Raw genomic sequence first — 20,024 nt, 5'->3', positions numbered from 1 at the left:
ATAATGCGACTGTACAAAAATAGAATGTTTCTATTTTTCCGAAACTGATATTCCCAGAAAAATACTGAATATTTTTTACCTGAAGGGGGACTTTTCCGTTGAAGAATCTTTTTGAATACAGTGACATCCTGCACTCGCCGATTGAAGCCTTTTCCTGCTGCTCCGACAGTTTTTCCATGCCGGTCAAATCCCACTGGCACTATTTTACGGAGGTTCTTTATCTGCAGGAAGGTTCTCTTCTCGTGAGCTGCAACGATTCCGTCTACCACATAAAACCGGGCTCTTTCATCCTGTTTCCTCCACAGACGGTCCACGCACTTGCCGCAGACCAGGATCGGCCATTCCGCTATTTCTGTATCAAATTCAACCTGAACCGCATCCAGCTCACCGGAAGCTACCTTCCGAACCTGAGCTTTGCTTTCCATAAAATCGCCACGATGACCTATCCTTCGCTTTTGTTTACGCAGGAAGATCTCTCAGAGCTGAATCTCCATGATTTTTTTGTAACCCTTGAGAGGGAGGCTCTTGAAAAGAAATACGGTTATGATGCCTATATCTATTCTCTCTTTTCCACACTGTTTCTCCGGCTTCTGCGTATCTGGCACTGCCAGGGAATCTGTTTCAATCCCGAATCGATTTCCGAAAGTGAGGAACAGAGTATGCAGGATATCCTCGTCTATCTCGACCGCCATTCCCAGGAAAACATCAATATCGAGGCACTGGCACATAAATACAACATGAGCTACTCCTATTTTGCCAAACTTTTTCTGAAGCATTACGGGCAGAGCTGTAAGCAGTATATCGAGTTTATCCGCCTGAACAAGGTTGAAAACCTGCTTCTTTTTACCGACTATGACCTGAACTATATTGCAGCCGAGACCGGCTTTGCGGACTGCAGTCATCTGATCCGCACCTTTAAAAAGCGGTACCAGATCACCCCGCGGCAATTCCGTCAAAAGCACCAGACCACGGTTTCCTCGTCTCTCCCGGCGAAGCTGGGATAATCTGAAAATGAAAAAACCCTGCAAAAAAGAGCGTTGCCATAAGAAAACATGAAAAAAACCAGTAAAATCAATGTTTTTTAGGGCAGCGGAAAACGGGGCAGGTCAAAACAACTGAATAATCAGACAGAAACAGGGTGTTGTCAAGCATGACAGCGCCCTTTTCTGTTCCCCGGCTAAGCCGCAGATTTTGAAAAAGTCTGCGGCTTTTCTTTTTGCCCAAACGCAGAAAGGAGGCGACGGCCTATGTACTTCACTTCCGGCAGCGACCGGGCCTTTGAACAGCCCAAGCCCCGGCCAGAGCAGCCGGACGAGGCGGCACCGGGATTGGAAAACTCGGTGTTGGAAAATCCAACATCGGATAATCCGACACCGGGAAACCCGACATTGGAAAATCCAATGCAATTAAATAAAGATATATCAAGTAAAGAAAAAACAACTACGGATGTATCAATTACCGATTCCATTCCTATCCTTTCCCGACCCTTCCCATCGGAGGACGAAGCGGCACAGCCGCCGGAACGGAAAGGAACGGGAGCGAAATCACAGAGCGCCATAGAGATTTATCGTGAGATCATCATGGACAACATCGAGTACGAACACCTTTGCCAGCACGCCAAGGGCATTGACCGGGAAACGCTGGACGAGATCGTGGACTTGCTGGTGGAAACCGTGTGCAGCGTCCGCAAGACCATCCGTATTGCCGGGGACGATTACCCGGCAGAGCTGGTGAAATCCAAGTTTATGAAGCTGGACAGCTCTCACATCGAGTTTGCTATGACATAATCGGCAATTATCCAAAACGCCGGGCGCGGAGGTGTCAAAGCCTCTGCGTCCGGCGCTCTTTTTTCTTATGCCTGCCCCATTGGGAAGTTAGGCAGTTCTTCCAACAGTTTCAGAATAAGGTGCTGCTTCATATCTTCGTCAACGGCCAACTCGTCGATCATGGGGGTGTAGTGTTCGATCACTTTTTGTTTAGCCCATAGCTCACCGGCGACGGCGGCCCTGATGGTAGCTGTGTCCAGTAACATTTCCTGTTCGGCCATCGTGTCAACTCCTGTCGTTTTTTGTCTTATTCCAGCATACCACAGAACCGGCGGGAAAACCAGCGCCGGAAAGATTTTCCTACGCATTTCAAAGCCCGTTCCGACGGGTATTTGATAAATCATTCTGCCACCCCATCGACCACCGCCGAAAAGCCTTGATTTCCGTGGGCTTTTTGCCCCCTAAATGCGTAGACAGGAGGGGCTTTTACTGGCTTTTGGTTTCATATTTCCAGTGTACCCAGCAATAGAAATGTGTTCTTCTAACATCTAATAATTCATATTTTATGCCTTGTATTCTCTCCTGAAAGGAAATATAATTAAATCTATTAGAGATAAAAAGTGTAGTACAATGCTGACATAAGGCAGGTGAACATAGAACAACATGAAAATTTTGATTGTTGAGGATGATTTAGAGATCAGCAAATTGCTGGCTGATTTTTTACAGGGAAATGGATATGAGGTGCTTTGTCAGTATGATGGGCTTCATGTGTTAGACTGCATACAAGAACATCAGATTGATCTTATTCTGCTTGATATAATGCTGCCTTATCGGAGTGGTGATACTATACTTGCGGATATTCGTAAATTCTCAACGGTTCCTGTCATAGTAATTTCAGCAAAGGAAACAACACAGAACAAGATTGATTTGTTGCGGCTTGGTGCGGATGATTACATTACAAAACCTTTCGATATGGAAGAAGTTCTCGCCAGAATTGAAAGCAACTTACGCCGGATTCAATTTCAAAACAGCACGCCGTCATCTTTGAAGTGCAATGATTTGGTTTTAGATTTAGACGGCAACAGAGCTATGCTACAAGGGGCGGAGTTACCTTTAACTGCGAAAGAATTTGCTATACTGGAATTGCTTATGAAATACCCGGACAAGATCTTCTCAAAGGCGAATTTGTTTCAAAGTGTTTGGAATACAGAGTATATCAGCGAGGACAACACCTTAAATGTCCATATTAGCAACTTGCGAAACAAGATGAAAGCCATTTGCCCGGATAAAGAGTTTATAGATACTGTGTGGGGCATTGGATACCGTTTGCATAAAGCCGAGGGGTAAGCTCTTGGCTTTATGCTTTTTTTATGGTTTCCAAATAGAAATTAAGAAATTCTTTATGATTTCCCCTTACACTAAAATGTAAAGGAGGATGACAACATGAGTTCTGTTATTTTGGAAGCACATGACTTAACAAAAGAATACCGGCACACAGTTGCCTTAGATCATATTGATTTGAAAATTGAAAAAGGGAAAATTTATGGCTTCATAGGCCAAAATGGAGCAGGAAAGACCACCTTTTTGAGATTGGTTACAGGATTAGCGTTTCCGACAAGCGGCACCTTATCGTTGTGGGGGAAAACCGTCGAAAAGGAATTGCAGGAACAGAGAAAGCGGATCGGTTGCATGATCGAAACACCTGCGCTTTTTCCGACAATGACCGCTTATCAAAATATGGAGATACAGCGTATCCAACGTGGTATCCCTGACAAAGCAGTTATCCAAAAAACTTTAGACATGGTAGGTCTGAAAGATACCGGGAAAAAAGCTGTCCGTAATTTTTCGCTGGGGATGCGACAGCGATTGGGTATTGCAATCGCACTATTAAATACACCAGAATTTCTTATTTTGGATGAACCGATCAATGGGCTTGATCCTGCTGGAATTGTGGAAATTCGTAATTTGCTAAAGTCCCTGAATAAGGAATACGGAATGACGATATTGGTATCCAGCCATATCTTAGAGGAACTGTATCAGACAGCATCAGAGTTTATTTTAATAGACAAAGGCAAAATTATCGAAGAAATATCAGATCGAGAACTAAATGATCGTTGCAAACGGCATATCGCAATAAAGGCAACTGATCCACAAAAAGCTCTGATCGTTTTGGAAGAAACGCTACACACAGATAGTTTTAAGCTGATGCCAGATGGCATAATTCGCCTATATGATTATCTCGATGATATGGAAAAAGTGGCTGCTGCTTTGTCAGATGCACATATTCTCGTTACAGGTCTTTCTGTGGCCGGTGATACATTAGAAGATTACTTTTTAAGCAAAATAGGAGGGACAGGAAATGTCAAATCTCCTAAAAGCTGAATTTTATAAGCTGTTCCATAGCTGGTATTTTTGGGGGATAGGATTGTTTAATCTCCTTTTAAGTAGTGTGTTGTTACTGGATAGCGTTGGGGAAACATCCAACCTTTTCTTTGCTTCGATATACAATATGCCAATCCTATATTTCCTCACAATCATCTTTTCTGCCCTGTTTGTTGGAAATGATTTTGGCAGAAGAACATTACAATCATATATCAATGCCGGACATCGACGCGGAAAGATACTATTTGCGAAGCTGGTAGTTCATCAAATCGCCTGCATGGTTATCCTGTCTTTTCCACTGTTGTTACATAGCATAATTGGTACGTTTGTCACTAAAGGAGCATTGGCAAGCATCGGCATAGTTGTAATGGTGATTGCTTCGCAATTTGCAATGTGCCTATTACCTTTTTTCTTTGCCTTCATTTTCCGTGATATAGGAAAGAGTATGGCTGTGCCGATGGTACTCTTTTTCTTAATGGTCTTTTTGATGAATGGAGATCAAGTGCAGCTTATCTCACAAATATTGCCTATGGGCCAGCTTCGGCTTATGGCATTGCAACAATCCAACATATCCGGCGGGCAATTCATGTTTTCAGATTTTTTATGGGTACTGGCATTATGCTTAGGTACTTATCTGTGGTTCCGACGCTCGGATTTGAAATAACAAGGAGGTGTGGGAATGAACAACTTACTGAAAATGGAAAAATATCAATTATCACATAATATCTTTTATTGGTGCGGTTTAATAGGGATATTTTTGATTGGTTTTTTTACCGCAGATACTTATGTCCCGGAAGCTATGGGGCCTATGGGTGGGGCTGCTACATCCCTCGCAGATATTTTTAATGGAATGGTTTACGATTCAACCTTTCTCCTGATTATTATATCCAGTATTTTAGCTCTGATTTTAGGACAGGAATTTTCCAGTCGGACGATTGATCTTGAGGTCAATGCAGGACATTCGAGAAAAACCATTTTCTTTGCTAAAGTAATCTCATACTTAATTACATTTAATATCATGGCTCTTGTTTATCCTGTGGCTGGTTGTATAAGAGAAAGTGTCCGCTTTGGTATTACCGAAGCAGGCAACCTTTGTTATCAGGTCAGTAAGGCGATTTTATATTCTCTGCTTTTGAACAGTGCGACTTTTCTTATTGCAATCTGGATTGTTTTTTGGTTAAGAAGCTCTGCAAGAGCAATAGCTGTTACCGCTTTAGTCACTTTTGTTCTTAGCCTTTATCTTGGGTATGGAATGATGTTTGATCTTCCTGTTGCATTTTTGGCAACCTATCAGATACGGGAAGCGGTTTTTTCTGTGACCTATTTTTTGCCATGGGCCATTTTAGTTGGCGTTGTTTGGATAGTTGCTTTGATAACCTTTTCATGGATTAGCTTTCGCAAATGTGAACTCAAATAACAAGGAGGGAGGTGTCTGGAATAAAGCTGTTGTTAATTTTAGTTATCGCAGTCTTGATAGTAGTGCTTTTCAAATATGTGCAAATCAAAAGACAAATCCGTAACCTATCGAAACAAATGACCGATCTTACAACTGGAAAATCGGAAAAGATGCTGGACATCTCTCTTGTTGATAAAGATATAGAACAACTGGCCGCAGTATTAAACCAGTATAATGAAAAGCAAAGACAGTCCATTGCAAGCACATTACGGCACGAAATGTATTTGAAAGAGTCCATTGCTAATATTTCACATGACTTGCGTACCCCTCTGACGGTAATACTTGGCCATTTACAATTATTAAAAAAGGAGAATTTATCAGCAGGTCAAACACAGCGTATAGAAACCATTTATAATAAAGCAGAAAGAATGAAAGCGCTGATACAAACCTTTTACGATGTTTCTGTAATAGACGCAAAAGAAGTAACTCCTGTGCGTGAAGATTTCAACTTAACAAATTTGCTGATAAATCTTATCACAGAGAACGCCCCAGCATTGGAAGCAAAAGGCATATCTCCTGTAATTGGTCTGCCAGATCATTCCGTTTATCTCCATTCGGACTATGGTATGGTAGAACGTATTTTTCAAAATCTTATTATAAATGCTATTCGATATTCCTCTGGCTCGATTAAAATTGACCTGAAGCAAGGCAAAGAAAAGAGTGCTATTTTTATCATTGAAAATCCCATTGATAGTAAGGTGGAAATAGACCCAAACCGACTATTTGAAAGATTTTATACCGGGGACAAATCAAGGCATAATAGTGGTACAGGAGTGGGGCTTGCTGTGGTAAAACTATTAACTGACAAGCTCGGCGGCAATGTGTTCGCTAAAATTGAAAATGATACACTAACCATTTCATTGGAAATCAAATAAACAGTATTGTTTCAACTGCCGGGCGACGGCAAAGAAAAAAAGCCGTCGTACAACAGCCCTTTTGACACGCCCATAAAACCAGCGGCGGCTTTGAGAAATCAAGGCCGCCGCTTCTCTTTGCCCAGCGCAGGATCGGCGGCCCACGGAGGGAGCCGCCATGCTGATATACTGTCCCGTGACTATGAATTGGAACAGACTAACCTTACAAACCTTGTCGAATATCTTCGGCAAGAAGTCAAGGAACAGGAAAAGCAGAAAGTCAATGTCAGACAGTTTATTGCAGCGGTCAGGAAGTACACTGATATGCAGCAGCTTGATGCCTCTGTTCTCCGGGAGTTTGTGGAGAAAATTTATATCTCCGAGGTTTATACGCCGGACGAGAATGAGCCGCGCATCAAGGTCAGAGAAATCGAGATCGTCTATAACTTCATTGGTGCATTTGATTTTGAGGACGCAAGGGAGCAATCCCAAGCAGCCCAAAAAGAAAAGAAAACCGGCGTAGCCTAAACTACGCCGATTCTCTCACATAAATGTTTTCTTACGTCACCGCCCCTAAGCAGGGCTTTGTCTACAGTCTGAAATCTCCCGGAGTTTTTCCGGGAGATTTTTTTCACAGGACGCCTTTTCTGATCAGAAAATAACGCTTTTAGATATTGAGCAGATCACTGAATACTTTCAGTGCTCCGTCTGTCTCGTGAGCCAGAACGCGTTTTGCAAGGACTTTACCAAGCTGTACGCCTTCCTGGTCGAAGCTGTTTACGTTCCACAGGAATCCCTGGAACATGATCTTATTCTCGAAGTGTGCAAGCAGTGCTCCCAGCGTCTTCGGATTTACCTGATCTCCGATAATGATGCTGGACGGACGGCCGCCTTCGAAGTTTTTGTTTTTATTCTCATCTGCTTTACCGCAGGCAAATGCAACGATCTGAGCTGCTACGTTTGCGCAGAGTTTCTGCTGGCTGGTGCTGCCCTGGATGTCGACATCGGTCTCCATCTGGTTATTGCGGAATCCTACAAACTGCAGCGGAACGATATCAGTTCCCTGATGCAGCAGCTGATAGAAGGAATGCTGTCCATTGGTACCTGGCTCGCCGAAGAGAACCGGACCGGTCGGGTAATTGACCGGCTCGCCGAAGCGGTTGACCGATTTACCGTTGGACTCCATATCTACCTGCTGTAAGTGAGCCGGGAAACGGTTCAGTGCCTGGGAGTACGGAAGAACTGCAGTGCTTGGATAGCCAAGAACGTTTCTCTCGTAAACACCGATCAGCGCATCGAGCATCTCCGGGTTCTGTAATACGTCTTTGTTTGCAGAAAGTTTATCTTCTGCTGCAGCGCCCTCGAGGAATGCTGCGAATACTTCCGGTCCGAAAGCCAGGGACAGAACAGCGCCGCCGACTGCGGATGTGGAAGAATAACGGCCTCCGATATAGTCATCCATGAAGAATGCTGCCAGATAGTCGTCGCTCTTTGCCAGCGGAGAAGTCTCACTGGTAACGGCGATCATATGCTTGGATGCATCCAGGCCTGCATTTTTCAGAGCGTCTTTTACGAAGGACTCATTGGTCAGAGTCTCCAGTGTGGTTCCGGATTTGGATACCAGAACGAAGATGGAATGTGCTACGTCGATCGAATTCAGAACAGCTGCTGCGTCATCCGGGTCAACGTTGCTGATGAATTTTGCTTCCATTTTAAAGCAATCGTTTTTCTTTGCCCAGTTTTCCAGAGCCAGATACATCGCACGCGGGCCAAGGTCGCTTCCGCCGATACCGATCTGCACAACGGTGGTGAATTTTTCACCTGCTGCGTTGGTGATCTCACCTGCATGTACTTTGTTCGCGAACTCTGCGATGCGGTTCTGCTGCTCTACGTAGAAAGCACGTTTGTCTACGCCGTCTGCCGTAACGGTGTTTCCGAGCTGGCCGCGGGTCAGCTGATGAAGCACGAGACGGTTCTCTCCGGTGTTGATGACAGCACCGTTGTAAAGCTCCTCAAATTTTTCAGAAAGCTGTGCCTCTTCTGCCAGTTTTACGAGTGCGGCAAGGACATCCTCATTCACCTGTTTTGCTGCGTAGTTATACGCAAGTCCTTCTGCCATCGGAACGCTGTAAGATTTTACGCGCTCTGCTCCGTTTTCGCCGGACATCACCTCGGCAAGATTGACACGCTCCACTTTTTTCAGCTCCTCAAAAGAAGCCAGTTTATCAAGATTGTTCCAGGTAACCATTGTTAAGTTCCTCCTGTTTTTTTATTTTGTCTCTCTATTCCGTCCGCGGAAACATTTTTATTCCCGCTATTATACCAATGAAACAGACTGCTTGCTAAAAACAGTCTGTTTCGTGATATTTTTTTATTTCGTATAGTTATAAGAAAGAGCTCTTGCGATCTCCCACTGATATTCCGGCAGAGTCTTTGTCATGGACAGTGCCTCGTCGATATCGTAATCTACATATTCACCGTTCTTGTATGCAACTACGCGGTCTGTTTTTCCTTCCAGAAGAAGGTCCACTGCGTAAGCACCCATGATAGACGCGTATACACGGTCTTTACATGTCGGGCTTCCTCCACGCTGCATATGTCCAAGAATCGTTGCACGGGTCTCGATGCCGGTTGCAGCTTCGATTCTGCGCGCCATGCTGGTGGAATGGCCGATGCCCTCAGCATTTACGATGATATGATGTTTTTTGCCTTTTCTACGGTTCTCGATGATGTTGTTGATGATCTTCTGCTCATCGTAATCGTATTTCTCCGGAAGAAGAATATCCTCTGCGCCATTTGCGATACCGCACCACAGAGCGATATATCCGGCATTACGTCCCATAACCTCGATGATCGAGCATCTCTCATGGGAAGTGGAAGTATCTCTTACTTTATCAATGGCTTCCATTGCAGTGTTTACCGCGGTATCAAAACCGATGGTATATTCTGTGCAGGCGATATCCAGGTCGATGGTTCCCGGTACACCTACGGTGTTAATTCCAAGAGCTGCCAGTTTCTGCGCTCCTGCAAAAGATCCGTCTCCGCCGATAACTACCAGTCCGTCGATGCCGTGTTTTCTGCAGACATCTGCAGCACGTTTCTGGCCTTCCGGTGTACGCATCTCTGCGCAGCGGGCGGTATAAAGGATAGTACCTCCGCGCTCGATGGTGTCGGATACATCGCGGGCTGTCATGTCGATGATTTCTTCGTTCATCAGTCCGTCGTAGCCTTTCAGGATACCTTTCATCTGAACGCCCTTCTGCAGACCTCTTCTTACGGCTGCACGGATCGCTGCGTTCATACCTGGTGCATCACCACCGCTGGTAAGCACTCCGATTGTCTTTACCTTGTTAGTCGTTGCCATATGAATTCCTCCATCTCATCACACACATTAATAAACGAGTAGTTTTATTTATTAATCACACACAGTTTTATTTTAAAGCATTCAGGCCCTTTTTTCAATACTCTTTTCTACAACTTTCACGTTTCCGGTACCGAATTTTGCCTGAAGTGACGCCACCAGACGGGCATCTGCCTGCACATTGCGGCTCGGCGGCAGTTTTTTCATCGCTTTGATCGATTTGATGTAGAGAATCACGCTGTCCTTGCCGTCGGATTCATGCAGCATCTGGTACAGATCCGCCACTTCTCTCTCGTACGTTTCCTTGTCCGGGAACTGGATCCAGAGCTCTTTCGGGATGCCTGCAAACGGGAAAATTTTCTCGCAGATCAGCTTGCTCGGCTTATCATCCTCCGCGGAAACACGGCCCTGGATGAAGACACGCGCATCGGTCTGCATCATCGCTGCGTTTTTCTCGTAATCGCGCGGGAATACGACGATTTCCATACTGCCGACGAGGTCCTCGAGTGTGAGAAATGCCATTGTCTTGTTATTCTTTGTATATTTGATTTTTTTATCCGTGATAATGCCGCCGACAATCTCTTTCGCGCCGTCGGTGACGGATGGGAAACCCGTCTCCTCATCCGGCTGGAAGTCTGTCGTTACCGCGGAAATGTTCTTCCGCCAGCACTCCTCCTGCTCCTCGAGCGGATGACCGCTGACGTAGATGCCGAGCACCTCTTTTTCGAGCGCCAAAAGATCACTCTTTTCGTATTCTCCGACATCCGGGTACACCGTTTCATACGACCGTTTGGTCGTCTCATCTACGAAGTCAAACAGACTCATCTGGCCGCTTAACGAATCTTTTTTCTCGCGCGCCACATCATCGAGCACATTGGCGTAGACGAACATGAGCTGCTTTCTCGTCACGCCGAAGCAGTCGAATGCACCCGCCTTGATAAAGTTCTCGACAGTCCGCTTGTTGACTTCTTTTCCGCTTAAACGCTCTGCGAAATCCTTTAACGAGCGGAACGGGCCGTTTGCACTCCGCTCCTCCACGATCGCCTCCATGACCGGCTTTCCGATGCCTTTGACCGCCGCCATGCCATAGCGGATCGCCTGGCCGTCCACCGTGAATTTTCCTTCGCTTCGGTTGATGTCCGGCGGCAGAATGGAAATGCCCATCTGGCGGGAACTCAAGATATACTCTGCGACTTTTCCCGGGTTATCGATGCAGGAGGTCATCAGAGCCGCCATGAACTCAACCGGGTAATAGTATTTCAGCCATGCCGTCTGGTACGATACGAACGCGTACGCCGCCGCATGGGATTTGTTGAAGGCGTATTTCGCGAAGTCGATCATCTCGTCGTAGATCTTGTTCGCTGTCTTCTCATCAATGCCGTTTTTGATACAGCCCGGCACGCCCTCGGCCTCGTTTCCATAAACGAAATTCTGGCGCTCTTTTTCCATGACGGATGCCTTTTTCTTCGACATCGCACGGCGCACCAGATCAGCCCGTCCAAGCGAATAGCCCGCCAGTGCCTGTACGATCTGCATAACCTGTTCCTGGTAGACGATACAGCCGTACGTCGGCTCCAGAATCGGTTTTAAGAGCGGTGTATCGTACGTAACGGATTCCGGGTTGTTTTTTCCTTTGATGTACTGCGGAATAAAATCCATCGGGCCCGGCCGGTACAGGGAAATTCCGGCGATGATATCCTCGAGGCTCTGCGGTTTTAACTCCTTCATGAAGTTTTTCATTCCCGCACTCTCGAGCTGGAATACACCGACCGTTTTCGATGCGCCGATCATGCCGAGCACTTTCGGATCGTTGTAATCGATGTGAAGCAGATCAATTTTCTTATTGCTGTAACGCTCTGCGAGCTTTGTCGCATTCTGAATGACGGTCAGGGTCCGAAGCCCTAAGAAGTCCATTTTCAGAAGTCCCAGTTCCTCGAGCGTCGTCATCGTGAACTGCGTGACGATCGTTCCGTCGCTTCCTCGCGAGAGCGGCACAAATTCCACCAGCGGACGCGAGCCGATGACAACACCGGCGGCGTGCATCGACGTGTGGCGCGGCAGACCTTCAAGTCTCCGTGACATGTCGATCAGATGTGCAACCTCTTCATTGCCCTGGTACAGCTCCCGCAGCTCGTGGTTCATCTGCAGTGCCTTGTCGATCGTGATATTCAGTTCATTCGGAATCATCTTCGCGATCGAATCGACCTGTGCATACGGCATATCCAGCACACGGCCGACATCGCGGATGACACCGCGCGCCGCCAGTGTACCGAATGTGACGATCTGTACAACGCGGTCCTTGCCGTATTTTCTCGTTACATAGTCGATGACCTCCGGGCGGCGTTCGAAACAGAAATCCACGTCGATATCAGGCATGGTAACTCGTTCCGGGTTCAGGAAACGCTCGAACAGGAGCTGGTACCGCATCGGGTCCAGCTGTGTGATGCCAAGGGTGTAGGAAACAATACTTCCGGCCGCCGATCCTCGTCCCGGTCCGACCATGATGTCGTGGTCGCGCGCAAATTTGATGAAATCCCACACGATCAGGAAGTAATCGACGTAACCCATCGTTTTGATCGTATCAAGCTCGTATTTCAGCCGCGCTTTCAGTTCATCCGTCGCCGGGTGATACCGTTCCTCGAGGCCGTCGTAGCAGAGCTTATTTAAGTATTCCCAGGAAGTGTATCCTTCCGGCACATCGAATTTCGGAAGTTTTGTGACACCAAATTCGATCTCCACATTACACCGGTCTGCAATTTTCTGTGTATTTTCGATTGCCTGCGGTGCATACGGGAAGAGCGATGCCATCTCCGCCTCGGATTTCACGAAATACTGGCCGCCCTCGTAGCGCATGCGGTCCTCATCCGTGATCTTCTTTCCGGTCTGCAGGCACAGAAGAATATCATGGGAATCCGCATCTTCTGCGTACGTGTAGTGAATATCATTCGTCGCCACCAGCTCGATGCCGGTTTCTGCCGAGAGGCGCATCAGCTGCTGATTGACCATCCGCTGCTCCGAGATGCCGTGATCCTGCAGTTCCAGGAAGAAATTGCCTTTTCCGAAAATCTTCTCATACCGCAGTGCGGCCTCTTTTCCCATCTCGTACTGGTTCCGCACCATCGCACGCGCCACCTCACCTGCAAGGCAGGCGGAAAGCGCGATAATGCCCTCGTGATACTTTTCCAGAATCTCCATGTCGACACGCGGCTTATAGTAAAATCCATCGATAAAGCCCGCCGAAACAATCTTCATCAGATTGGAATAGCCCGTATTATTTTCCGCCAGCAGAACCAGATGGTAGTACCGGTCCTCTCCGCGGCTGGTTTCGCGGTCGAAACGGGAACCCGGCGCCACGTAAACCTCACAGCCGAGGATCGGCTTGATGCCCTGCGCGCGGGCTTCTTTATAAAAATCGATACAGCCGAACATGACGCCGTGATCGGTGATCGCGGCGCTGTTCATGCCAAGCTCCTTGACTCTGGCAACGTACTCTTTGATCTTGTTCGATCCGTCCAGAAGGCTGTATTCGGTATGTACATGTAAATGCGTAAAACTCATCGTTTTCTCCTCTATTTTCCAAAGGCATGTTCCGCTGTCTCCAAGATCGTCTGCACCAGGCTGTCCGGCTCGATCGGCTTGGTCAGATGGCTGTTCATGCCCGCTGCGCGGCATCCCTCTTTGCTCTCTTCGGAAGACTGCGCCGTCATCGGGATGATCGGGACTTGTTTTGCTTCCGGAAGCTCCATGGTGCGGATCTGCCGCGCCGCCTCAAGGCCGCCCATCACAGGCATCATCAGATCCATTAAAATCACATCAAATTTCTGCGGATTCGCCGCATACTTTTCGACCGCCTCGCGGCCGTTCCATGCCTCTTCCACCGTCGCACCGTGATCGGTCAGGTAAAACTCGGCGATTTCCATGTTGATCTCATTATCCTCGACAAGCAGAACGTGGAAGCGGACAAGCTCTTTTCCTGCGATCCGTGTCTTTACTTCCTGAATCCGCTGTCCCTCGCAGTCAATGTAAAACGGAAGCCGGAATACATACGTCGTTCCGACGCCCTGCTGGCTCGTTACCTCGATCGTGCCCTGCATTTTTTCGATCAGTTCTTTGACGATCGACATGCCAAGGCCCGTTCCCTTGTACTGCGTTCTCGCACCGGACTTCTCCTGTGTGAACGGATGGAACAGCTCTTTTTCGATAAATTCGCTGCTCATTCCGATGCCGCTGTCCGTGATGCGGAACTCGTAGACGACCCGGGTTCCGTCGCAGGAGACTTCGCCCGCATACGTATCGATCATTCCGCCCGGCTTGTTGTACTTGATTGCATTGCTGAAGAGATTCAGCATAATCTGCCGCAGGCGCAGCGGACTGCCGATCAGTCTCGTGTGCGTCAGCTCACCGCGGTGCGTACGGTGGGTAATGCCCATCTCCGTAATCTGCGCATTGACAAGGGATGACACATCATCCATCAGATGCGTCAGGTCAAAAGAAACGCTCTCGATCGTCTCTTTTCCGGACTCCAGCTTATTCATATCGAGCACATCGTTGACGAGTGCCAGCAGATGGCTTGCGGAAAGATTGATTTTATCGAGGCAGTCGTCCACTTTTGCCTCATCCTGCCGGTTTTTGCGGATGATATCCAGCATGCCCATAATGCCATTGATCGGCGTGCGCACATCGTGGCTCATGCGGTTCATAAATTCTGTTTTTGCACGACTTGCACTGTCTGCAGCTCTAAAGGCATCCTGAAGCTGTATCTTCTCCCTCTCTTCCCGGCTGTGAAACTCTGACGTATCACGGAAAAGGATCATGCCGTGTACCACAACGCTCTCCCGCTTTGTCTTTCGGTCGTAGACGGTATCCTGTGACATAAGAACCGTCTTCTGCAACCATATTCTTCTGCCGGACTCATCTGTTTCCTGATACTCCACGACTACCTGCTTATCTCCGTTTTCAAAGCGCTGCAGCAGTTTCTTCGAGGAATCCACAATGCGGTATGATTCCAATGTCTCCTCCGCGACAAACGCACTGCATTCCCCGCAGTATTTCTCGTAGGAACACGGCAGATCTATATTGAGGTCAAATTTCTTCTGCTCGCTGTGGTAAAAAATCTGCTCCAGCGAATCATTCGTCAGATCAACGGCGAACACGGCCTCGGCCGTCTCGAGAAGTGCCTCGGCGTAGTGGCTGTTTTCAATGATCGACTGTTTCATCTGTTCATAGTATTGGTCGAGCTGTTCTTTTTCATTCCGAGCAGCTTCCCCATTGGAGCGGAACCGCTCAAATCCCATCAGAAAATGGTGCAGTCCGCCATCCTCGGCCGCGTCGTAGAACAGAATGGTGACTTTTCCCCGGCAGAGCGCTTCCCCTTCGCTGCCCTCCTGATACTCGTACAGAATTTCTACGCTCTCTTCTCCCTTCTGATAGCACTCCTTCAGATGGGTAAGATCCAGCATTCTACGCATTTCCTTTCTCTTTTCCTCATCCGTGATGCCCTGCACAATATGCTCGGCCGCACCGGTATAGCTGCCGTCCTCGGCAAGGAAAAAGCCCGAAACGGCACGCAGAATCCGGTACTGGTCCTGTCTTGCATTGCAGTAAATACAGTTGGAAAAATGGTATCCCTTTTTCTTTACGACGTCCAGCGCTTCCAGGCTGATCTTCCGCTCTGCGGCGGCTTCTTCCATCTTCGCGCGGTTTTTGTCGATATACATGTTCTGGTCCGCATGGCGGAACAGTTCCCGGATATCACAGTCTTCAAATTCCGTGGACAGTGCATAGCCTCCGGCGTAGCTGATCGGCATCTCCGGGTGCTGGCGGGAATATTCTGCCGTCTGCGTGCGGATGTGATTCATGCACGCTTCCACTTCTTCGCGGTTCAGTCCGCGCAGAATGGCAAGAAACTCATCTCCGCCGTTTCTTCCGACGAAATACTCCTCCGGGACTGCTTTTCGAAGCTGAACGGCAAAGGAACGGATATATTCGTCTCCCTTGTCGTGACCCAGACTGTTGTTGATCGTGCGCAGATTGTTGAGGTCAAACACGCAGACCGCATACACGCCGGAAATTTCTTCTCCTCCGTCGCTTCCCTCCAGAATCTCTTCGCATTTATTTTTATTTGGCAGGCCCGTCGCCTCATCGAGATAGACTTTCTTCTGCAGAATACGGTTCATCGCCGCATAGCGGACGGCCTTGATCAGCTCCATGCCGATGACAAACACCAGACCGATGATATCTCCTACTACCACCTGCTCCAGCTTCTTCAGCGAATACGCCATTCTCTGCGAATACGCTTCCGCAAGGCCCGTCGCCTCGTCACAGATTTTGAAAAAGGTCTCACTCTTTTCGATAATCGCGGTATTCTCATATCCTTTTTCACGCACCAGCAGAATCTCTGCCTTCAGCTCTTCAAAATACGATGCCAGCTCCGTCATCTTATCCTGAAAATCCCGGTCATCCAGGCGCACCAGATCCAGCTCGCTGCTTCCGTTCCGCAGACCGTCGATATAAGCGTTGATGTCTGCAATCATCGTATCCTGCGGTTCTCCCGCATCTTCCAGCTTGATAATCCGCTGCGTTTTTCCGCGTACCAGACCGGCATAGTTGACAACGCGGGCCGTTCCCTGTATTTTCTCGACCATCGACATAATGCAGAAAAACAGAATAATCAGAATGATCGTCAAAACCGTCATTGCGGTTTTGGAAATAAAAGATGTTTTTTTCTTACTTTTCTTTTTCTTCATCGCTCTCCATCAGATCCTGTGTCATTTTTTGTCATATAGATCATATTATAAGCGTAATCCTCTCTTCGCGCAACCGCAAACCGGGCGCAGAAAAAATTTCAAAATTTTATCTGCTGTCTGACACAAAAAAAAACGGACACCGGAGAGGATGTGCTTCCTGTCCAGTGCCCGATTTTTTCTTATTTTGCTTTTTCTGCCGTCCAGATTTTACCGTCGCGGATGACAACCTGTTTTTCTTTCATCAGATGGCCGACCGCGCGCTTAAATGCTGCTTTGCTGAGGCCGAATTCTCTCTGAATCACTTCCGGTGATGCTTTGTCATCAAATGGAAGGACACCTGCAAATTCCTCGATCACAGAAAGAACGCTCTCTGCATCGATTGCGATCTGCTCGTACGCTTTTCCGCGTGCGGACAGGGAGAGTTTTCCGTCCTCTTTGACTTCTGTAACGCGGCACTCAAGTTCCTGGCCGACATGATAGTCTGCCTGTGCTTCTCTCTTTGGAATCAGGCCGGAGTAGCGGTCATCAACAGCAACGAAAACGCCGAAGTTTCCGCTGATCTCGTAGATTCTTCCCTTTACGATATCGCCTACGACGTACGGAGAATTGGTTTTCAGGAAATGGTAAACCTTCATCGTTGCGCAGAGACGGTCGCTCTTGTCGATGTAGAGGGAAACCAGAACCTCATCACCTGGATGGAGGCGGCGGGTCTGCTGTTTAAACGGAAGAAACAGATCTTTTTCCAGACCCCAGTCCAGAAATGCTCCGATCTTTCCGGTAGCAGCTACGTTTAAGACAGCCAGCTCTCCAAGCACCAGCTTCGGCTCTCTGGTTGTCGCAATCAGACGGTCGCTGGAATCGCGGTACAGAAATACTTCCAGCTCATCTCCCTCTTTTGTTCCTTCCGGCACCTGTTTGATCGGCAGAAGAACACGTTCCTTCTCGCCTGCTTCCCGGGTCTCCCCAAGATAAATACCGAATTCTACTTTCTTTACTACTACCAGCTTTTGCTTTCTTCCTATATTTAACATTTGACTTCCTTTCTTACTGCTCGCCGAGAGCCTTCATGCTCATCTCCTCGAGCAGGTCGCTCTTGATGTGGTACAGCTTGTCGGACAGATCCACGTAAACCTCATGCGGATTGACCAGACGTTTGGACTCCTCCCAGAGGGTATCTTTCTCTCTGGTGCAGATGTCGCGGATCTCCATGACGGATGGAGAAGTGTAGACGCATGCGCCCTTCTGGAAAATCGGAACGAGGAGCTCGCGTAAGGTGTAGGTTCCGCCTTTGATCTTCGTCTTTTTCCAGGTCTCGATCGGGTCGAAGATGATCATATCTTTGCTCTCGTCGAAGGTCTCGTCTGCGAGGCAGATCAGGTCGGCACGGATCTTTCCGGTTTCTTTATCATAAATACGATAAATCGTCTTATTGCCCGGGTTTGTTACTTTCTCGGAGTTCTCGGACAGCTTGATCTTCGGTGTGAATTCTGCGTCATCTTTATCTTTTGCTGCTGCCAGCTTGTAAACGCCGCCGAATGCCGGCCAGTCACCGGATGTGATCAGGTTGGTGCCGACGCCCCAGGAATTGATCTTCGCACCCTGGGTTTTCAGGCTGTCGATCAGGTACTCATCGAGGTCACTGGATGCGGAAATGATGGCATCACCGAAACCTTCTGCCTCGAGCATCTGATATGCTTTTTTCGACAGGTAAGCCAGGTCACCGCTGTCGATGCGGATGCCGTAGCCCTTCATCGGTAAGCCCTCTGCTCTCATCTCTTTGAAGACGCGGATCGCATTCGGAACACCGGATTCGAGAACATCGTAGGTGTCTACGAGAAGAATGCATGCTTCCGGATACATTTTCGCATACGTTTTGAATGCGGTGTACTCATCCGGGAAGCTCATGATCCAGCTGTGTGCGTGGGTTCCCTTGACTGGAACGTCAAACATCTGTCCGGTCAGGACATTGGAGGTTCCGATGCAGCCGCCGATCATGGCAGCACGCGCGCCGTAGATACCGGCATCCGGTCCCTGTGCACGGCGGAGTCCAAACTCCATGATGCCGTCGCCCTTTGCCGCGTAAACAACGCGGGATGCTTTCGTCGCGATCAGGCTCTGATGGTTGATCATGTTCAGAATCGCGGTCTCTACAAGCTGTGCCTCCATGATCGGAGCGACAACTTTTAAGAGCGGTTCTCTTGGAAATACGACGGTTCCTTCCGGGATCGCATAGATATCTCCGGTGAAATGGAAGCCTCTTAAATACTCCAGGAAATCATCGTTGAAAATATGGAGGGAACGGAGATAGTCGATGTCATCCGGTGAAAAGTGAAGATCGCGGACATACTCGATTACCTGCTCAAGTCCTGCACATACGGCGTATGCGCCGCCGCATGGATTCTTTCTGTAAAATGCATCAAATACCACGATCTGATCGGACGGGTTCTCGTAGTAGCCCTGCATCATGGTAAGTTCATATAAATCGGTTAACAGTGTAAGGTTCTGCGCTCTCATGGCAAATTCCCCTTTCCTCATTGTGTTTATTACGTTCGTATCTTATTCTTTCCGATTGTACCACAATCATTGAAATTCCACAACTACGTATGGCTGTCCTTTTTCATCGTTCAGCGAGATAAAACAGCCGTTTTCCGTCTCGGCGCGCAGCGGATGCAGGACATCGCCGAGGTGCGCCTGCTGTTTGTATTCGGCGCGCATCCGGCGCACGGTGAAGTTCTTCGGAAGGCATTCACCGGCAAGGGAAATGAACTGTGCGTTATTGACGTGGTGGTTCGTATCGAGGTTGTGCGGCTGCACCGGGAACGGTTCGCCGATGAAATCTGCTTCCGGCATTTTCACTTTGCGCTCGCCGAAATCCTCGTCGATCGGATCGTCAATGCCATAGGCGTCTGTCGTCTCTTTCGGTGCGCGGACGGGATGACCCGTTTCCATATTGACGTAAGACCAGATGGAGTTGGCACAGGCGAGCATTTCGCCGTCTTCTGTTTCCATCGTGAAGTTACGCATGCCAAGAAATCCTTTGAAGCCGCTCGCCCATGTAGTGATTTTTACCGCTTCACCAAGGGATGGATAGCGGCGCACATGAATCTGCCACGCGGACAGCACCCAGGCGCAGCCTCGTTTTTTGAGCTCCGCAACGCCCTCGCCGATCGCTTCCGACTGGAAGGTACTGCAGTCCTGAAAGTAATTGATCAGCCCCGGCAGGGTGAGATTTCCGTCCTCACCGATTTCGCTGTAGCGGATTCTGCTCGTAAAGGAATACTTCATCGTTTCGTTCCTCCTGCTGTATTTGTTTTTGAGCATCGAAAAAGGCCTCAGGTACGAGACCTGAGACCTTTTAATGAGCTGGGCTACCTGGATTCGAACCAGGAACTGACGGAGTCAGAGTCCGTTGCCTTACCGTTTGGCGATAGCCCATTGCCTTGCGACAAAATGTATAAT

Annotated in this window: 15 protein-coding genes, 1 tRNA gene and 1 pseudogene; 8 read left to right on the top strand and 9 right to left on the bottom strand. The window is 48.2% G+C overall.

What is annotated here, in order from left to right:
- Positions 1-98 precede the first annotated feature (98 nt).
- Together DXB83_RS04215 and DXB83_RS04210 are read left to right on the top strand one after the other, a co-directional pair.
- Positions 99-1,004 (top strand): AraC family transcriptional regulator, encoded by a 906-nt coding sequence (locus DXB83_RS04215; RefSeq protein ID WP_055267788.1) that lies wholly within the window; start codon positions 99-101, stop codon positions 1,002-1,004.
- 273 nt (positions 1,005-1,277) lie between these two features.
- Positions 1,278-1,781: pseudogene (locus DXB83_RS04210) on the top strand (DUF6017 domain-containing protein); the annotation flags it as partial.
- 71 nt (positions 1,782-1,852) lie between these two features.
- Here DXB83_RS04210 and DXB83_RS17345 read toward each other — a convergent pair.
- Entirely contained in the window at positions 1,853-2,170 is a 318-nt protein-coding gene (locus tag DXB83_RS17345) for a helix-turn-helix domain-containing protein (RefSeq protein WP_242998350.1), read from the bottom strand.
- Positions 2,171-2,429: 259 nt separating this feature from the next.
- Here DXB83_RS17345 and DXB83_RS04200 point away from each other — a divergent pair, with 259 nt between their 5' ends.
- The 6 genes from DXB83_RS04200 (at position 2,430) to DXB83_RS04175 (ending at position 6,986) form a co-directional block, all read left to right on the top strand.
- Positions 2,430-3,113: a response regulator transcription factor gene (locus DXB83_RS04200; RefSeq protein WP_055267786.1), complete on the top strand. Its 684-nt coding sequence runs from the start codon at positions 2,430-2,432 to the stop codon at positions 3,111-3,113.
- Between the two features lie 96 nt (positions 3,114-3,209).
- Entirely contained in the window at positions 3,210-4,148 is a 939-nt protein-coding gene (locus DXB83_RS04195) for an ABC transporter ATP-binding protein (RefSeq protein WP_055267784.1), read from the top strand.
- On the top strand, positions 4,126-4,812 hold the full coding sequence (locus DXB83_RS04190) for an ABC transporter permease (RefSeq protein ID WP_117510060.1): 687 nt from the start codon (positions 4,126-4,128) through the stop codon (positions 4,810-4,812). Before DXB83_RS04195 ends, DXB83_RS04190 begins: the two co-directional genes overlap by 23 nt.
- A 15-nt stretch (positions 4,813-4,827) precedes the next feature.
- Positions 4,828-5,565, top strand: a complete 738-nt coding sequence (locus DXB83_RS04185; protein ID WP_118697286.1) for an ABC transporter permease — start codon at positions 4,828-4,830, stop codon at positions 5,563-5,565.
- A gap of 11 nt (positions 5,566-5,576) precedes the next feature.
- Positions 5,577-6,479 carry a sensor histidine kinase gene (locus DXB83_RS04180; RefSeq protein ID WP_055267777.1) on the top strand — a complete coding sequence of 301 codons (903 nt, stop codon included), beginning with the start codon at positions 5,577-5,579 and terminating at the stop codon, positions 6,477-6,479.
- A gap of 6 nt (positions 6,480-6,485) precedes the next feature.
- Positions 6,486-6,986 (top strand): DUF4368 domain-containing protein, encoded by a 501-nt coding sequence (locus tag DXB83_RS04175; protein WP_117510059.1) that lies wholly within the window; start codon positions 6,486-6,488, stop codon positions 6,984-6,986.
- A 139-nt stretch (positions 6,987-7,125) separates the two neighbouring features.
- Here DXB83_RS04175 and DXB83_RS04170 read toward each other — a convergent pair whose 3' ends face one another.
- The 8 genes from DXB83_RS04170 to DXB83_RS04135 form a co-directional block, all read right to left on the bottom strand.
- Positions 7,126-8,706: a glucose-6-phosphate isomerase gene (locus DXB83_RS04170; protein ID WP_118666654.1), complete on the bottom strand. Its 1,581-nt coding sequence runs from the start codon at positions 8,704-8,706 to the stop codon at positions 7,126-7,128.
- A gap of 123 nt (positions 8,707-8,829) precedes the next feature.
- A complete protein-coding gene (gene pfkA, locus DXB83_RS04165; RefSeq protein ID WP_022462041.1) occupies positions 8,830-9,822 on the bottom strand; it encodes a 6-phosphofructokinase in 993 nt (330 codons plus the stop codon).
- Between the two features lie 81 nt (positions 9,823-9,903).
- A complete protein-coding gene (locus DXB83_RS04160; RefSeq protein WP_022462040.1) occupies positions 9,904-13,377 on the bottom strand; it encodes a DNA polymerase III subunit alpha in 3,474 nt (1,157 codons plus the stop codon).
- An 11-nt stretch (positions 13,378-13,388) separates the two neighbouring features.
- A complete protein-coding gene (locus DXB83_RS04155) occupies positions 13,389-16,565 on the bottom strand; it encodes an ATP-binding protein (RefSeq protein ID WP_118697285.1) in 3,177 nt (1,058 codons plus the stop codon).
- Positions 16,566-16,744: 179 nt separating this feature from the next.
- A complete protein-coding gene (locus DXB83_RS04150; protein WP_022462037.1) occupies positions 16,745-17,596 on the bottom strand; it encodes a CvfB family protein in 852 nt (283 codons plus the stop codon).
- A gap of 13 nt (positions 17,597-17,609) precedes the next feature.
- A complete protein-coding gene (locus DXB83_RS04145; RefSeq protein WP_055218976.1) occupies positions 17,610-19,079 on the bottom strand; it encodes a nicotinate phosphoribosyltransferase in 1,470 nt (489 codons plus the stop codon).
- A 66-nt stretch (positions 19,080-19,145) separates the two neighbouring features.
- Complete coding sequence (locus DXB83_RS04140; RefSeq protein ID WP_117510057.1) at positions 19,146-19,850, bottom strand: acyl-[acyl-carrier-protein] thioesterase; 705 nt, start codon at positions 19,848-19,850, stop codon at positions 19,146-19,148.
- Between the two features lie 78 nt (positions 19,851-19,928).
- Positions 19,929-20,000, bottom strand: a tRNA-Gln gene (locus DXB83_RS04135).
- Positions 20,001-20,024 lie beyond the last annotated feature (24 nt).

Origin of the sequence: Blautia sp. OM06-15AC (assembly GCF_003481425.1) — a bacterium.
Classification (GTDB): Bacteria; Bacillota; Clostridia; order Lachnospirales; family Lachnospiraceae; genus Fusicatenibacter; species Fusicatenibacter saccharivorans.
This window is presented reverse-complemented; position numbering and strand designations above follow the sequence as displayed.

What these genes read in the sequence shown, in the direction of transcription:
- DXB83_RS17345 (WP_242998350.1), bottom strand. Translation starts at nt 2,170, where the DNA reads ATGATTTATCAAATACCCGTCGGAACGGGCTTTGAAATGCGTAGGAAA.
- DXB83_RS04200 (WP_055267786.1), top strand. Translation starts at nt 2,430, where the DNA reads ATGAAAATTTTGATTGTTGAGGATGATTTAGAGATCAGCAAATTGCTG.
- DXB83_RS04195 (WP_055267784.1), top strand. Translation starts at nt 3,210, where the DNA reads ATGAGTTCTGTTATTTTGGAAGCACATGACTTAACAAAAGAATACCGG.
- DXB83_RS04190 (WP_117510060.1), top strand. Translation starts at nt 4,126, where the DNA reads ATGTCAAATCTCCTAAAAGCTGAATTTTATAAGCTGTTCCATAGCTGG.
- DXB83_RS04185 (WP_118697286.1), top strand. Translation starts at nt 4,828, where the DNA reads ATGAACAACTTACTGAAAATGGAAAAATATCAATTATCACATAATATC.
- DXB83_RS04170 (WP_118666654.1), bottom strand. Translation starts at nt 8,706, where the DNA reads ATGGTTACCTGGAACAATCTTGATAAACTGGCTTCTTTTGAGGAGCTG.
- pfkA (WP_022462041.1), bottom strand. Translation starts at nt 9,822, where the DNA reads ATGGCAACGACTAACAAGGTAAAGACAATCGGAGTGCTTACCAGCGGT.
- DXB83_RS04160 (WP_022462040.1), bottom strand. Translation starts at nt 13,377, where the DNA reads ATGAGTTTTACGCATTTACATGTACATACCGAATACAGCCTTCTGGAC.
- DXB83_RS04155 (WP_118697285.1), bottom strand. Translation starts at nt 16,565, where the DNA reads ATGAAGAAAAAGAAAAGTAAGAAAAAAACATCTTTTATTTCCAAAACC.
- DXB83_RS04150 (WP_022462037.1), bottom strand. Translation starts at nt 17,596, where the DNA reads ATGTTAAATATAGGAAGAAAGCAAAAGCTGGTAGTAGTAAAGAAAGTA.
- DXB83_RS04145 (WP_055218976.1), bottom strand. Translation starts at nt 19,079, where the DNA reads ATGAGAGCGCAGAACCTTACACTGTTAACCGATTTATATGAACTTACC.
- DXB83_RS04140 (WP_117510057.1), bottom strand. Translation starts at nt 19,850, where the DNA reads ATGAAGTATTCCTTTACGAGCAGAATCCGCTACAGCGAAATCGGTGAG.